14 protein-coding genes and 1 tRNA gene are annotated in these 15157 nt (G+C 66.8%); 12 read left to right on the top strand and 3 right to left on the bottom strand.

The genetic code is table 11. The annotated features are described in order from the left end of the window. Window positions 1-270 precede the first annotated feature (270 nt). Window positions 271-344, bottom strand: a tRNA-Met gene (locus tag ACYUED_RS25005). 178 nt (window positions 345-522) lie between these two features. Here ACYUED_RS25005 and ACYUED_RS25000 point away from each other — a divergent pair. Together ACYUED_RS25000 and ACYUED_RS24995 are read left to right on the top strand one after the other, a co-directional pair. Further along, window positions 523-1197, top strand: coding sequence for an HAD family hydrolase (locus ACYUED_RS25000; protein WP_491285216.1), 675 nt, complete (start codon window positions 523-525; stop codon window positions 1195-1197). Further along, entirely contained in the window at window positions 1194-2051 is an 858-nt protein-coding gene (locus tag ACYUED_RS24995; protein ID WP_491285214.1) for an NAD(P)-dependent oxidoreductase, read from the top strand. Before ACYUED_RS25000 ends, ACYUED_RS24995 begins: the two co-directional genes overlap by 4 nt. 36 nt (window positions 2052-2087) lie before the next feature. Here ACYUED_RS24995 and ACYUED_RS24990 read toward each other — a convergent pair whose 3' ends face one another. Together ACYUED_RS24990 and ACYUED_RS24985 are read right to left on the bottom strand one after the other, a co-directional pair. Continuing rightward, window positions 2088-2648, bottom strand: a complete 561-nt coding sequence (locus ACYUED_RS24990) for a phosphotransferase-like protein (RefSeq protein ID WP_491285212.1) — start codon at window positions 2646-2648, stop codon at window positions 2088-2090. After that, the gene (locus ACYUED_RS24985; protein ID WP_266682839.1) at window positions 2645-3685 is read right to left on the bottom strand and encodes an AAA family ATPase; all 1041 of its coding nucleotides are present in this window, start codon (window positions 3683-3685) and stop codon (window positions 2645-2647) included. The genes ACYUED_RS24990 and ACYUED_RS24985 overlap by 4 nt, the downstream gene beginning before the upstream one ends. Before the next feature lie 342 nt (window positions 3686-4027). Here ACYUED_RS24985 and ACYUED_RS24980 point away from each other — a divergent pair, with 342 nt between their 5' ends. The 10 genes from ACYUED_RS24980 (at window position 4028) to ACYUED_RS24935 (ending at window position 15141) form a co-directional block, all read left to right on the top strand. Continuing rightward, complete coding sequence (locus ACYUED_RS24980; protein WP_491285210.1) at window positions 4028-4705, top strand: HAD family hydrolase; 678 nt, start codon at window positions 4028-4030, stop codon at window positions 4703-4705. Beyond that, a complete protein-coding gene (locus ACYUED_RS24975) occupies window positions 4690-5703 on the top strand; it encodes a zinc-dependent alcohol dehydrogenase (RefSeq protein ID WP_491285208.1) in 1014 nt (337 codons plus the stop codon). The genes ACYUED_RS24980 and ACYUED_RS24975 overlap by 16 nt, the downstream gene beginning before the upstream one ends. Before the next feature lie 17 nt (window positions 5704-5720). Continuing rightward, on the top strand, window positions 5721-6872 hold the full coding sequence (locus ACYUED_RS24970; protein ID WP_491285206.1) for a hypothetical protein: 1152 nt from the start codon (window positions 5721-5723) through the stop codon (window positions 6870-6872). Further along, window positions 6866-7762: a radical SAM protein gene (locus ACYUED_RS24965; protein WP_152170686.1), complete on the top strand. Its 897-nt coding sequence runs from the start codon at window positions 6866-6868 to the stop codon at window positions 7760-7762. The genes ACYUED_RS24970 and ACYUED_RS24965 overlap by 7 nt, the downstream gene beginning before the upstream one ends. After that, window positions 7759-8775, top strand: coding sequence for a nucleotidyl transferase family protein (locus ACYUED_RS24960; protein WP_491285203.1), 1017 nt, complete (start codon window positions 7759-7761; stop codon window positions 8773-8775). The genes ACYUED_RS24965 and ACYUED_RS24960 overlap by 4 nt, the downstream gene beginning before the upstream one ends. Window positions 8776-8868: 93 nt before the next feature. Then, the gene (locus ACYUED_RS24955) at window positions 8869-9633 is read left to right on the top strand and encodes a class I SAM-dependent methyltransferase (RefSeq protein ID WP_491285202.1); all 765 of its coding nucleotides are present in this window, start codon (window positions 8869-8871) and stop codon (window positions 9631-9633) included. 125 nt (window positions 9634-9758) lie between these two features. Further along, on the top strand, window positions 9759-10721 hold the full coding sequence (locus tag ACYUED_RS24950; protein ID WP_491285199.1) for a hypothetical protein: 963 nt from the start codon (window positions 9759-9761) through the stop codon (window positions 10719-10721). After that, window positions 10718-11629 carry a glycosyltransferase gene (locus tag ACYUED_RS24945; protein WP_491285196.1) on the top strand — a complete coding sequence of 304 codons (912 nt, stop codon included), beginning with the start codon at window positions 10718-10720 and terminating at the stop codon, window positions 11627-11629. Before ACYUED_RS24950 ends, ACYUED_RS24945 begins: the two co-directional genes overlap by 4 nt. Window positions 11630-11726: 97 nt before the next feature. Then, window positions 11727-13130: a tyrosine--tRNA ligase gene (gene tyrS / locus ACYUED_RS24940; protein ID WP_491285195.1), complete on the top strand. Its 1404-nt coding sequence runs from the start codon at window positions 11727-11729 to the stop codon at window positions 13128-13130. Window positions 13131-13359: 229 nt separating this feature from the next. Further along, window positions 13360-15141, top strand: a complete 1782-nt coding sequence (locus tag ACYUED_RS24935; protein ID WP_491285193.1) for a serine/threonine-protein kinase — start codon at window positions 13360-13362, stop codon at window positions 15139-15141. Window positions 15142-15157: the final 16 nt, after the last annotated feature.

Below are 15157 nucleotides of genomic sequence, written 5' to 3'. Positions count from 1 at the left end.
GGGGCCACTGGGAGTACGCGTAGAGTCATCCGTCACGGCACAACCTTAGCCGCTCGTCGCAAATCGCCGCCGCCCGCCGCGAGTACACCCCGGGGTGCGCAGGGCGCCGAGCAAGATCGTGTCAGGAGCTAGGGAACCTCGCGAGTGGTCGCTGCGAGCGCACGTGTGTCATTGGGTAGACACCACCCGACCCATCGAATGAAATAACAGACGGCCGAACCCCTAACTAGCAAGTTCGGCCGTCCAGAATGTCCTGAGACATCCCTCTCGTAGCGGGGACAGGATTTGAACCTGCGACCTCTGGGTTATGAGCCCAGCGAGCTACCGAGCTGCTCCACCCCGCGTCGGTGCCCCAACCATACGCCATGCTGGCACCGCCGTTGGTCCCCCTCTCGCGGGGGTCAGGTTCGTGCCAACCACAGCCCTGTTCAATCTTGGGGATGTAGCGCCGTCTCCTTGTGACCGTAGTGCCTGGCAGCGGCCCCGAGCACAGAGCTGACCGTCGCGCGTAGGGTGCAAGATGTGCAGCGCCTCCTGGTTCTCTTTGACCTCGACAACACACTCGTGGACCGGCGGGGAACGCTCGTCGACTGGGTCGCCGGCTTCACCACCCGCCATGGTCTGGAGGCCGAGGAACAGACGTACATTCTGAGCATCGTGGCTGAGCGAGCGTATCCGTCCACTTTTGACGCGATCCGCACCCGGTACCGACTGCCCATGTCAACTGCGGAGTTGTGGCACACGTACTGCACCGACTTTGCGGCATTGGTGTCGTGCCAGGCCGGAGTCCTCGACGGCTTGGACGAGCTGCGTACGGCCGGCTGGCGAGTGGGGGTGGCGACCAACGGTGCGGCGGATATCCAACGCGCCAAGCTGCGGGCCACCGGTATCTCCGAGCGCGTGGACGGCGTCTTCGTCTCCGAGGAGGCTGACGCGCGCAAGCCGCAGACCCGGCACTTCGCCCTGGCGGCGACCCGCTGCGGCACCGTGCTGGGCGACGGTGGCTGGATGGTCGGGGACAACCCGGTCAACGACATCGGCGGTGGACGCTCCGCAGGGCTGCGCACCATCTGGGTCGACAACGGCCGTTCCTGGCCGCCGGACGATCCTGGGCCGGACCATGTGGTGCCGCATGCACGCGCCGCCATCGACCTGCTGCTTTTGCACTCCGCCGACCGCACAAGGACCACGGCATGACGAGCACCGTTGGGCTGTTGCACCCCGGCAGCATGGGATCCGCCTTCGGCGCCCAGCTGCGCGCGAGCGGCCACATCGTGCTGTGGTGCCCCGACGGACGCAGCGACGCAACCCACCGCCGGGCCGAGCGCGTGGGCCTCGAAGCCGCGGCGCTGCCCGAGCTCGTCTCCCGCTCCGATGTGCTGCTCTCTCTATGCCCTCCCGCCGCAGCGGAGGAGACCGCCGGCCAGGTAGCCGAGCTCGGCATGTCCGAAGCGGGCACGATCTATGTCGACGCGAACGCCGTCTCGCCGTCGCGCGTGGTGAATATCGCAGACCGCCTGGCCCCGATGCGGGTCATCGATGCCGCGGTGGTCGGATCGCCTCCGATGGGCGGCAAGTCCCCGACGCTCTACCTTTCCGGCGCCGTCGAGCAGGCCGACCGGATCGCCGAACTTTTCGCCGGCACCGATGTGCGGACCCACATCCTGGGCGACAGCATCGGCAAAGCCTCCGCACTCAAGCTCGCGTACTCCAGCTACCAGAAGGTGTCCCGGGTGCTGGCTGCCGTGGCCTACGGGGCGGCGGACACGTACGGGGTCGCGGACGAACTGCTGGTGATCGCAGCCAAGCGCACCCGCAGCTACCTCGTGGAGACCGACTACATCCCCAAGACCGCTGCCCGCGCCTGGCGTTGGGGCCCAGAGCTTGAGGACGCGGCGGCCCTTCTCGCCGACGCCGGGCTGCCGGACTCCCTTATGCACGCGGCTGCCGCGACGCTTGCCCGGTGGGACGGGAACAGAGACGATCAGCTCGATATCGCTGAGGCCCTGGAAGCTCTGCGCCTTGAGCGGGACCCGGACAACCCGAGTTGAGCAGGTCGCATCCGCTGAGGCGCTGACGTCCTGGCGTCATGAGCGAGGTGGCGTGGTGCGGACGATGTCGTCGATCCTCTGTGCGGTTTCATGGGGTGCCGTGGCGTCCGTGTCCACGCGCAGTTCCCACTGGGCCCGTGGGTGAGCCGCAAGATCGGCCTGAGTGGCATCCCACGCGGCCAGCCGCGCGGCCGTGTCGGTGTCGCCCCGCTGGGGTGATCGTCGAGCGGTGGTCTCCTTGGAGCACCACAGCAGAACGCGTACCCAGCGCGCCGGGTACAGGGCGGTCACCCTCTCCATCCCCGCCATCTGGCCGAGGTGGACGACGGGGGTCTTGCCGCCCTCCATGGCCTGGTCGAGGCCGGGGCGGTCAACGACGTAGATGTTGCCGTACCGGTCGTTGCGGTAGATGACATCGCCGCGTGCCTCCAGGGCGCCCAGCTGCTCCGGTGCGCCCATCCGGTAGCCCTGGGTCTTCCCTGTCCCGATCTTCAGCCGGGTGAACGGTACGTACCGCGCGTCGAGTTTGGTGAGCGCCGCCGTGATCGTGTCCTTGCCCGCCGCCGGCGGCCCGTACAGCAGGATGCCCTGCCTCACTGGAACACCGTCCCGAAGACCTGGCGCACCTGGTCCGTGAGCGATATCGCGGAGCCGAGCCGGTTGTCGACAACCAAATGCGGCACGACGGGCCGCAGCTCAAGATCGATCCCGGCGGCGTACGTGTCCCAGTTCTGGAGTTTCCAGCTGTCCCGGGCAGCGGACCGGAAACTGATGTACTCGTGCATCGTGTCGAGGTCGCACTGAATCCAGACGACTGCGACGGTGACGCCACGGGCTTCGCAGCGGTTGATCAGGCGCCGCATCCACCGAGGGTCTGTGGTCTCGGCGATGAAGGGTGCGGAGAGGACGGTGCTGATCGCGCAGTCGACGTTCGCGTACGCGGTCTCCAACAGGCACTGGTACTCCAGCGGGCGGACCTTCTCCCGGTAGAGGTCGGTGTGCCGGTCGTTGGGCTCGCTGCCCATTTCAACAAGGAGGCGCTCGACGAGCGGGCGCGTGATCGGGTCCTTGTCGAGGACGGGCCATCCAGTGAGTTGCGAAACGAAGCGGGCGAACTCCGACTTCCCGCTGCCCGCATAGCCGCCGACCATCATCAGGGTCGGCCGGTTCGGATCACCGCCGGTGTGACGCCGCTTCCAGGCATCGAGGATTCGCTGCTGGACGCCCAGACCGTCGGCGTCCTCCGCGCTCGGCGCCAGCTGGTGCAACGCCCGTTCCACGGCCAGGACGTGGGCGCCGTTCTGCGGTTCGCTCGACGCGGTGAACTTGAGCTTCGTGGCCTCGTCGGGCAGAGCGTTACGGAAGCCGAGCTCGGGCTCGGTCGCGCGGTACAGAAGGCAGTACGCGCGACGATAGTGCGGTCCGGGGTAGACCTCTCCCTGCTCGTGCTGCCACAGCGTCTGAAAGTTGGCGGCTGGCACCGTGAGCCCCGCGGCCCGGGCCACCTCGCGCACCTGCTCGCCCGCGCCTTCGAGCGTCAGGCCGTGAGCTTCGCGTTGCTGTCTCAACTTGTCCGGACGCCACCCCGGGCGACTCTTACCCACCGCGCCTACCGCCTGCCCATCCCTGGTCATGATCCGGAGCCTAAGTCTGCCTGTCATGAACCCGTGTGTAAGCGGATGTTGAAAAGTCAGGTCGCCCGGCCATGAGCTGCTGATGAGCAGCTTCAGGAACGGCTTGTGATACTCCGCACAGCTCCGAGCCGCTGTCATGGTCACACCGACGCGGCGGTCGCTTACCCGCCTCGGTCTCCAGTATCCGTACGAGATCGGAGGGGCTTCACCATGCGCTATCGGCCGACGTGCACCGCCTTGCCGACGAGTCCGTCCGCGATCGCCTCGCACCCAGTGGGCGACGTACTCCTTGGCACGTCACTCCAGCGGAGTTCTGCTGCTCCGGCTCCACGCCCGACCGCAGTGATACTCGATCTATTCGGCACGCTCGTCGCAGCCCCGAGTGTGGTCGAGCGGAGGGCTGCCGCTGCCCAGTTCGCCGCGATACTGCGCGTATCCCCGGCGGTCGCCGAGTCGGTGCTGTCCGACAGTTGGCAGGCGAGGCACGACGGGCAGATGGCGTCCACCACCGAGGTGGCGGTTCACCTCGTCGCCCGCTGCGACGCCTCCGCGGCCTGTGTGAATGAGCTGGAAGTGCTCCTGACCCGGCTCGCCCATGTCCGTCTCCAGGCCGATGCCTCTCTCCTGCCGGCGCTGGAGCAGCTTCGGCGCGGTGGCACCAGGCTGGCCGTCCTCAGCGACGCGTCCCCGGACATCGCCGAAGCGTGGAGCGCAAGCGACCTCGCGCCACACTTCGACGCTGTCGTGTTCAGCTGCCGGGCGGGTGCGGTGAAGCCCGACCGTCTGCTCTTCCGCTCGGTCCTCCGAGCCCTCGGTGTCGCCCCGCAGCAGGCCCTCTACTGCGGCGACGGCGGCGGTGACGAGCTTGCCGGCTCAGAGCGGGCCGGCATGCGTGCTGTGCGCGTGGAACGTCGGGGCGGGCCGAGTGGCCTCGTGTTCGGCGAGACCGCTTGGTCCGGCAGGGCGATACCCGACGTGGAAACTCTCCCCACCTTGCTGGACAGATGGGGGCAGCGATGACCGGCCCGTACGCGTGGGCAGTTGAGAACGGAGTCCTCAGCCGACTCCCCGCTCCGGTCGCCATGTCCTCGGCACCCAACACGACGCTCATCGAGACACGCTTCACGGGATTGTGCGGAAGCGACGTCGCGAAGCTCAATCACCCTTGGCAAGGACAGTTGCCGGAACCGTGGTACCCCGGGCACGAGATCGTCGGTGTAGACACGGAGACGGGTGACTGGGTCGCAATCGACCCGCTGGTCTCCTGCCGCTCGTGCCACTACTGCGACCGCGGCCATGTCCACCTCTGCCCACGACTCCAGCGCATCGGGTGGGATCTTCCCGGAGGTCTCGCCGGTTGCGTACGGGCGCCCCGCGACAGCATCGTCCCGCTTCGCCACCTGCACGATCCCGCGCACGGAGTCCTCGCCGATCCGATGGCGGCGGCCCTGCACGGAGTCCGCTGCGGGCTACGTGTGCCCATGGGGCGGCTCGGCATCATCGGGGGCGGCGTCCTTGCGGTGTGTACGGCCATCTGCGCGGCGGAGGCGGGGTGGGACGTGCACATGCTGGTCAGGGAACCCTCGCGATCGCATCAACTGCGCTACGTCCTCGACCGGCACATCACTCTCCACTCCGCCGAGCTGCCGGCGTGCGACGCCGTCGTGGACGCCGCGTCTGGTCACAGCGACGCCCCCATACGCCAGGCGCTGAAGGCTGTTCGTGACGGGGGAACGGTTCTCGTCCAGAACGCCTACGCGCCCCGCGTCGTTCTCTCGGTCCCCCTGCGGGATGTCTTCCGTCGCTCGATCACCCTGCGCGGCTCCTTCTCGTACTGCCGCGCGGACGGCCATGACGACTTCCGAGACGCCATCGACGTCATCGCCAAGGGCGGCGACTGGGCCGCCCTCATGACCCGAGACCGATTTCCCCTCGGCGAACTGCCGCAGGGACTGGCGGCCCTGAACAACGAAGCCCGCCATCGCCCCTTCAAGGTCCTGCTCACATCCGACACGTGACGGAAGGAGCCCACGCCATGGCGGTCACAACGCCATTGCTGGCCCACAAGATCAACTCACCTGCCGACATTCCACCCCAGGACGTCCACGACGGGATCACGCGCATCCTCGCCTTACCGGAGGGCCACACGCGCGACGTGATGCTGGGAAGCGTCCTGACGGGACTGCTCCTGCGGGGGCCACGGTTGGAGGAGGTCGAGGCCGCTGTCCAGGCCGCGACATCCCTGGACCGAAGCAACTGGGACTTCCACCAGCCGCCGGAGGGCATGCGGTTCGTCGGCTACACGGGCAGCGGGAAGAAGACCTTCAAGACGATCAACCTCAGTACCGCCGCCGCGCTGGTGGCGGCCACCGGGGGAGCACACGTCGCCAAGCTCGGATCGCGCAGTGCGTCGTCGAAGACCGGGTCCCGCGACTTCATCGACCTCGTGGGCGCGACGAGCGACATGGTGCCGCACCAGGAGATGGTCGACATCACGGCGGAGACCGGCTTCGGGTTCTTCTCCATCGAGAACCGCGTGCCCGAGTTCGACCGTCGCTACGGCGGCAGGTTCCAGGCCGTGCACGCCCTCAGCCTGGCGTTCCCCGCCCTCCTCAGCCCGGTCACCTGTTCCGCCTACGTGTACGGCCTTTCGCACCCTGCGGTCGGCGCTTCCGCCCGGCTGCTCTCCAGACTCGGCCTGCCCGACGTGACGGTCATCAACTCCAGCCTTGGCAAGGCGGTCCAGGTCGACGAACTGATCCCCGGAAGCACCGTGCGAGCCTGCCGCATCAACGCCGGCGACGAGGACCTGACCTTCAACGACGAAGTACGCAAGGGCGCGTCCTCGATGCCGCAGGACCTGATGTCCGTCACCCAACACGAGGACCCTCGGGAGAACGTCGCCGCCGCGATACGCGTACTGGCAGGCCATGACCCCAGTCAGGCGCGGAACGCGGTCGCCCTCAACGCGGCTTTGCTCATGGTGATGTCCGAGGCGGTGCCCACCGTCCAATCCGGCATCGACACGGCACTCACGATCATCGACGCCGGCGCGGGTCTGGACACGCTGCAGCAGTTCGTACGCCTCACCGGCGGTGCCCCGGACAAGCTCCGCTCGCTCCTTCGGCACGTCACCCCGACAGCCCTCCTGGTCAGCCCTGGCAACAAGGAGAAGGCCCCATGCTGACGCACGACGAACTCGCGATCGTTCACCTGGTCCTCAACACCGACTGCAACGCCTGGGACCTGGCACCGACCAGCGCCTCACCGGGTGTGTGCCGGTTCTGCTACCGGGAGCGCAACCGGGTCAAGACGGACCCGGACACCGTCCGGAGGGTCATCGACCAGGTCCGCACCGAGTCCGAAGCCCACCGGGTCGTGTTCACCGGCGGCGACCCCGTGATGCCCTACGACAACCACCTGGAGGTCGCCCTCCGGCACGCACGGGAAGCCGGATTCGAAACCAATCTCCACACCAACGGGCTGCTCCTGAGCGACCGTTACGCGGGGGTGCGCGACCACGTGACCCTCTACTCCCTGGCCATCGACGGTCCGGAGGCGGACTCGGCCGACTGGTTCCGCGGGCAGGGCTACTTCGAACGGTTCCGGTCCAACGTCGAGTTCCTCGTCGCCGACCGGCGCCGACTCGCCTTCAACACGTTCACCACGGCCGCGTCCGTGCGGGAGCTGCCGCGGCTCGCGGAGTTCGTCACCGGCATCGCTGACCGCACGGAGGTCGAGTACTGGCTGATCTCCCAGTACAGGCCCATCGGCCGTGCCAGCGCGGGCAAGGCGGAGCTCTACGGCTTCGAGCGTGATGACTTCGTCCGGGCCGTGGACGGGGTGCGCGACGCCGTCGCCCCAGTGGAGATCTTCGCCCAGCCCACACGGGCGCCCGAGGACCCGTACCCGTTCCGCGTCTGGGTCCTGGCCGACGGAACGGTCACCGCGGACCTCGGCAGCGTCGCCGCACCTCGCAACGCCGTGATCGGGGACCTGCTGGCCGACGGCTTCGAGCCGCTGGTCCGCCGGGCCTTCGCCCTACGAGAGCAGCCTCAGTTGGAGGGGATCGCATGAAGTTCGACACCGCGTACTACGAGAGCGTCATCGACCAGCACCAGTACGAGCACCTTGGCCTCGGCACCATCGACTTCGCCCTCGCGGGGATGAGCCCCGGCGACCTGCACACGAAGTGGGTGTGCCACACCGGTGCGCGGGAGTTCGCGGACGCCGTCTCTGGGGGTCAGCCGGCGATCGTCACCACTGGCGTCGGACTCGGCGGCCCGCCGCACGCCGGCACCCTCTTCCAACTACTGCGCGCGGTCAAGCTCCAGCAGTGCGGACTCGACGTGCAGATCGTGCTCGGCGACCTCGACTCCTACAACGCGCGTCGCACGCCGCTGGACGCGGTGCGCCGCCTGGCCGACCAGTACGAGGAGTTCGCGCTTGGGCTCGGCTTCGACCCGGGGCGCGGTGTACTGCGTCGGCAGGAGGGCGAGACCGATGTCATGGCCACCGCGTTCCTGCTCTCGCGCCATCTGGACGACGACGACTTCCAGTGGGCTGAGGAGGACCTCGCCGGGCTCTACCGCAACCACGGCGTCTTCGACCACCTCAACTACGGCATGAAGCAGGCCACGTTGCTGATGGCCGCTGACTTCGTGCACTTGCTGCGCGAAGGACGGCACGTGCTGGTGTCCCTGGGCGTCGACGAGCACAAGTACGTCGCCCTCGCCCGGCGCGGCGCGGAACGCTGGGGTCTGCCCGCAGATCGGCTGGCCGGCATCTACACCAAGATGATCCCGGGCCTCGGGGGCCTGCCGAAGATGAGTAAGAGCATCCCCGGCTCCGGAATCGACGGCTCCATGCCCGCCGAGGACATCAGGGCCCTGCTGGCGGCGGACACCGACTCGGCACCCTCCGACGACGGGTCGGCCCTGCTCCAGATGTACGCGTGTCTACCCGAAGTCGGCCAGGCGGAGTACGACCGCGCCTCCGCCGCGCGACGCGCCGGAGACCGGGAGTGGCGTGTGATCCGCGAGGAGCTCGTCGAGCGGCTGATCACGCTGTTCTCCCGCTGGCCGAAGTAGCCGGCCCTCTCCGAGGGAGCGCCGAACCCGCGGCCGAAGCAGGCCGTGTGCCCTCTGGCGCACCACACACCCGAGCAAGCAAGGAGTCTGACTGTGCACGCGGACACCCCGACCACATCACAGCCCCTGACCGGCCCCGATGCCCCGCAGCCCCCGGCCCTCTCCGAGTCCTCGCAGCCGATAGGCGGCCCCGAGACCTTCTTCATTCGCCGCGCCTATCGCAGCCGGAGCGAGGTCGAGTACTTCCTTGACGAGGCGGACGACACCGTCACCTGGCAGCCCGACGTGTACCCCTACGCCGCCGAACGGGCCAAGGAGCTCGGCCGTGACGTCGTGATCGACATCGGCTGCGGACAGGCGGGCAAGCTGGCCTCGCTCGCCGCCGAGCACCCCGACTGGACCTTCGTCGGCGTGGACTTCGGGGACAACCTGCGCTGGTGCCACGACAACCACCCCTTCGGACACTGGGTGGAGGCGGACCTCGAATCGGCAGAACGGCTGCCGCTCGACCCGAACCTCGTTCGCCGGTCCGTGGTGATCTGCTCCGACGTGATCGAGCACCTGGTGGACCCGGCCCCGGCCCTGTCCCTCATCCTGGCCCTGCTGCGGGAGGGCAGCGCCGCTGCCGTCCTGTCCACACCGGCCCGTGAGTGCCGCAGCGGCTACGACACCCCTGGACCGCCGCGCAACCCCAGCCATGTGCGGGAGTGGGCAAGCGACGAATTCCAGGCGCTGCTGCGGGCCTCCGGATTCGAGATCCACTACGCGGGCCTCACCCGAAGCGACGACGCCTCCAACGGTCTGTCCGCCCAGCTCCTCCTCGTCGGCGTGGGAGGGACGGAGGTGGGAGAACAGTGACGGCGGTTCCCAGGTCCAGGGGCCTGCGTGTCGTTCACCTGCCGGCTCGTACCCCGTACGCGTGGAAGCTCCAGAGCCGTGACTTCTACATCCTGAACGGGACAGAGATTCCCACGGGCGAGACTGTGCCAGAGGCGGTCAGCGCCGCATGGCTCCTCGAACACGGCCCTCTCACGTGGCTCGACGTCCTGCACCTGCACCACATCGACTTCGAGGACATCGCCACCCTGGAGCGCCTGCTCGACGCGTGCCTGGGCTACGGGGTCAACGTGGTCTTCACCGCCCACGACACCCGGCCCATGGTCGGCAACGCCGAAGGCTTCATAGCGCGGCTGCGGCTGCTCCGGTCTGCCGAGGTCAGCTGGGTCTGTCTCACTGAGGGATCCGTCACGAAGCTGACGGAGGTCCTCGGCGAGCGGGTCCCTGCAACGGTCATCCCCCACGGATACGTCGCTGCCCCGGAGTCGCTGGCTGACCTGGAGCGCGAGGCGAGGGGCCCGGGGGCCAGGTACCTCATGTTCGGTGCCTCCCGGGCCAGCCGGGACCAGTTGTCCACCATGGCCAACTGGAGCCTGGGGATCACGGATCCCCACAGCACGCTTCACGTCCTCCTGCGCGCGTTCAGCCCTGCGGACTTCGCTGACGCCGGCCGCGCCCCGCTGCTCCTGGAGACGGCCCGGCACGATCCCCGTATCCGCCTCACCATGCGCCCGTATCCCACGGACGACGAAGTGGTCAGAGCCGGGCTGGCTTCGGACACCCTGCTGCTGCCGTACCTCTGGGGGAGTCACTCCGGGCAGCTGGAACTGGCCTTCGACCTGAACCTGCTTCCGGTCTGCTCCCTCACAGGGCACTTGCCCGAGCAGTACGAGCGGCACAAGGGATTCGTCGACGAGCCCGAATGGTTCGATTGGTCGCAGGGGCATCCCAACCTCTTCGGAGAGAAGTTCCTGACCGCGCTGGAGAAAGCGGCAGCACGGCTCGGTTCCAGGCCACGCTGCCTCGACCGCGAGTTCCTCGACTACAGGACCCAGGAACACAGGACGATCCTGGACGACTACGCCCGCGTGTACGGGGGTGACCGGTGAACGCCGCTCCGCGTATTTCGTGCGTGATTCTGTGCCACAACTACGGCCGATATCTCGACCAGGCCATAACAAGCTGCCTGAAACAGGAGCCCGGAAACTTCGTCCTTCACGAAATCATCGTCATCGACGACGGATCCAACGACGAAACTGAGGAGGTATGCCGTCGTCACGAAAAGAACGTCAAGGTCATCCGGAGGAGCCAGCAGGGTTTCGGCCAAACCCTAACCGACGCCTTTCTCCTCAGCACAGGCGACTGGGTGGCTCCGCTCGACGCCGATGACTGGTTCCACCCATCGAAGCTACGTACATGCGCCGAGGCGATGACGGGTGAAACGCTGTTCATCGAGCACTGGGAGAACGTCGTCGACTCCAACGGAAACCCCAAGCTGAAAGACCCGCACCCGGGCGGAAACACAAGCACGTTGGTGGTCCATCGCGAGGCTGCTCTCAGCCTCCTTCCGGTGAGCAACGAGATCTTCTTCCACGCGCTGCGGGAGGCTGGCCGCGGTGCCGTCCTCCAGGACCCGTTGACCTTCTATCGGGTCCACTCGCACAGCATGACCGACCGAAGTACGCCCGGCCTGTCGCAGGATTATCGAGCCGAGGTGTGTCTGGGACTCTCGGATCGGCTCCGCATGATGGATGGGAACCCTCCCACCTGGGCGACGACTCGCCAGCTCAGGAGAATCTCCCAGCATTTCCGCGTACTCGCTTCCGGGCACAGAGTGGAATCCGCCCTGCAGCGAAAGAAGCACCTCCGCGCCATGATCTTCCTTCCGGGGATGCTCATCGCCACGCTCCGAGCCCGAGACCCAATAGCCCCGTGGCTCCGCTCCCTCTCCAGTGCGATCGTGGGCCGGCCGCTGGTACAGCTCTCGACGGCCCAGGGAGAGCGGGCTGAACCGTGATCATTTCGGTGATGCGACGGGGATGGCGATGATAAAATCGCCGCTTCCAATCCCTACTGGTCAGGCCAGTTGTCCGACCCAGGAGCGTATAAGCGCCATGAGCCGTTTGAGCGAGTCTGTCACCCGTGTCATGCACATCCTCGATGGAGCGGACCTGGGCGCGGACTATACGGCCGCGCAGCTGCTCAGCGAGACAACGGCACGGCGCTCCCTGGACCTCTCCGACCTCTCCCCCGAGGAGCAGGCCGCACTGGTCGAGGGGCGTGCGAACCACCTGATCCCCTCGGCCGCGGTACTCGCCGGGAAGATCGAAGCCGCGCAGGCCGCCGGACGCCCGTTCGTCGTCAAGTACGGCATCGACCCGACCTCGCCCGACGTCCACCTGGGCCACGCGGTACCGATCATCATCGCCAGCCGATTCCAGCGGATGGGCCACCACGTCGTCTTCATCATCGGTGACGTGACGGCCAAGATCGGTGACCCGTCGGGACGGTCCTCGGATCGACCGCCCCTCACCGACGAGGACATCGCCCGCAACCTGAGCGGCTACCAGCAGCAGGTCACGCCGTTCATCGACTTCGAGCGTGCCGACCTGCGCTTCAACGGAGAGTGGCTGAACATGGTCACCCTGCCGGAGCTCGTCGGGGTTCTTGCCCGGGTACCGGTCTCCATGTCTCTCCAGCGCGAGGACTTCCGCACCCGGCTAGCCGATGGCCATGGGCTGTCCGTCGCCGAGTTCGTGTACTCCGTCGTCATGGCCTGGGACTCCGTGGCCATCGACGCCGATGTCGAACTCGGCGGTGTGGACCAGCTGCTGAACCTCCAGATGTGCCGCAAGGTCATGGAGATCTCGGAGCAGGACCCCGAGGTCGTCATCACCACCCCGCTCATCGAAGGCACCGACGGCACGGGCACCAAGATGAGCAAGAGCAAGGGCAACTACGTGGGCCTGACGGCGTCGCCTGATGACGTCTACGGCCGGCTGATGTCCATCCCCGACCACCTGACCGAGCCGTACCTCCAGTTGCTCACCGAGTGGACGGACGACGAGATCCGCGTGGTCACCAAGCGCCTGGAGGAGGGGACCGCGCACCCGATGGCGATCAAGCGCATCCTCGCCGGCGAGGTGGTGGCCGCCCTCCACGGCCTGGACGCTGCTGCCGCCGCTCGCGCGGAGTTTACGGCGCGCTTCTCCAAGCGCTCTTTCGCGGACACCCAGAACCTCCCCGTCATCTCCCTTAAGGACCACGGCGAGGACACACTCGGGGCGCTGATCAACCGCACGCTGGACTTTGCTCCCAGCATCTCCGCGGTGCGCCGCGTGGCTCAGCAGAAGGGCCTCCGTCTGATCCTTGAGGCGGACGGAGAGCAGGCACCTACGCCGCTCACCGAGGCGTCCGTGCAGCAGACGCTCGGTGAGGTCGTGAGCGAGGTTGGGGCACTCGAAGGTGCCGAGCTGTACCTCAAGGTCGGCCGTAAGGTCGCGCGCATCGACGTCTGAGATCAGGCGCGGCGCCGACTCACCAACGTGAGTCGGCGCCGTTCTGTTTGCGCTCGGTGCGACCCGCCAGCCGCGCGATCAGGCCACGGGGCAGGGGTTCTGACTCACTGCTGGGAACGCCGCACCGAACTCCACGACGCCTTCGATTCCCTGGCCTGCAGCCTCATCTGCTGGCGACGCCTCAGGAAAACCTGCTCGTGATCGTGTTACGAGCTCGTAGGGTGGGTTCATGCCGAAGCACGAACCGTTCATCATCGACGGAGTCACTTACGAGCGCGATTCAGCTCCGGGAGAGGGCGGATCAGCCGTGGTGTGGAAGGTCCGCCGTAAGCCCGACGGTCAGGTGCTCGCAGTCAAACGGATTAGGAAGGACCGCGACGCGGACTCCGCTCGCAACAAGCGTTTCAAGCAGGAGATCGAATACGGGCAGACATCGAGCCACCCGAATGTCGTGAGTATCCACGCGCGCTCAGAGGACGCGAACTCCTTCTACTACGTCATGGACTTCTACCCTATGACGCTGCGGAACGTGATCAACGACGAAACCGATGCTGACGTGCTTCTCGATTACGCACGTCAGCTCTGCGATGCGCTCGCGTACGTGCACGGCGACGGCATAGTGCATCGCGACATCAAACCTGAGAATGTCCTCGTCGACCCTGATGCGCGCCGGCTCGTCCTGGCCGACTTCGGCATCGCGCATTTCAAGGACTCCTCGCTCACGAATCGCGGGGACCTCTTAGTGAACCGGAACTACCTCGCTCCCGAGCAGATGGTGAGGAACAACGCCCTCGGTATCGGCAAGCCGGCGGACATCTTTGCGCTCGGCCTCGTCATAACCGAGATGTTCACGAAGCAGAACGCCCGAGGGCGACGACACGCGCTTGTGCGCGACCGCTACCCCTTCCTGGCCGACCTCGACCTGATCATTGAACAGATGCTGCTCCAAGATGAGGCGCAGCGGCTCCGCATCGACACCGTACGCGGCATGCTTCGGGTAACCCTTCAGCGGCTCGACTCGGCAATCGAAGAGATCTCCGATGATCTGCGCCCCAACGAAGCGTCCGCCGACAGCTCGTCCGTCGAGGTCGAGCGGATCCTCGGCCGTGCCGCCAGAGACGTGCTGTCGGCGAAGCATGTCTTCGAGCGGGTCGCCGACGGAGAGCTCGACCGATTCAACCTCAACTATCACTGCGAGGTTGCGTATCGGGTGAGCACGGAGCTGTTCAATACATGTGCTCAAGCCGTTGTATATGCCTCATGCAAGGCGAAGTTCGACTATGAGGGCGCCGGGCGGTGGGACGAGAACGACGACGCTCTCGTGTCGTCGGCCGCCAAGCCGGGACTCCAACGCGAGCTGGAGACGATTCTGGCTGATTTCCCCCTCCCTCAGTCTTCGCACTGGGACGGTCTGCCACGGCGGTCGGCTCATTTGTTCCGGTTCTGCAAGGACTACCACTGCGAAGAGCTGCTGACGAGCATCCGCGAATCTGTCTACGGTGATGGCAATGGCTCGTTGCGGGCGAATCTGATCAGCGCCCCGATCCTCTGGATTACCCGCTGGATGCGTACGAATCTGGACACCGACTACCTGGAGTTCGACAAAACAGTTCGCGAGGACATCGGTTTCGAGCGACACCTCTCGGTGCTCTGGGACGAGACGCTTCCGTTGGATTCGGCCCGAGAAGCGGTGGGAGTGGATCTGTTGACCGAGCCGCTCAACGCCGACGACGTCGCCGGCACACTGCAGGCGCTTGAAGCGAAGTGGGATGTCTCCGTGGGAGAGCTCGTAGACGGTGGGTACTCGGTCATGTTCCGGTCACGCAACACGTACCGCTGCTTCCACGACGAGGCGCTCGACCTCGCAGAACCGGGCTCAGTATTCGAAGCCGACGTCCTCAATCTGCTCCGCCCTGAGGTGGAGTTCGACGACCTCGTCGCACTCACATGGGATCGGGACTTCGACGTGGCCATCACGCTCGGGAAGGTCCTCGGCACCCGCACGCGCTAGTGTCCTGCGCCTGAAA

This window comes from Streptomyces sp. DF42 (assembly GCF_058267695.1).
The sequence above is the reverse complement of the archived record's forward strand: the minus strand, read 5'-3'. Positions and strand labels throughout refer to the sequence as shown.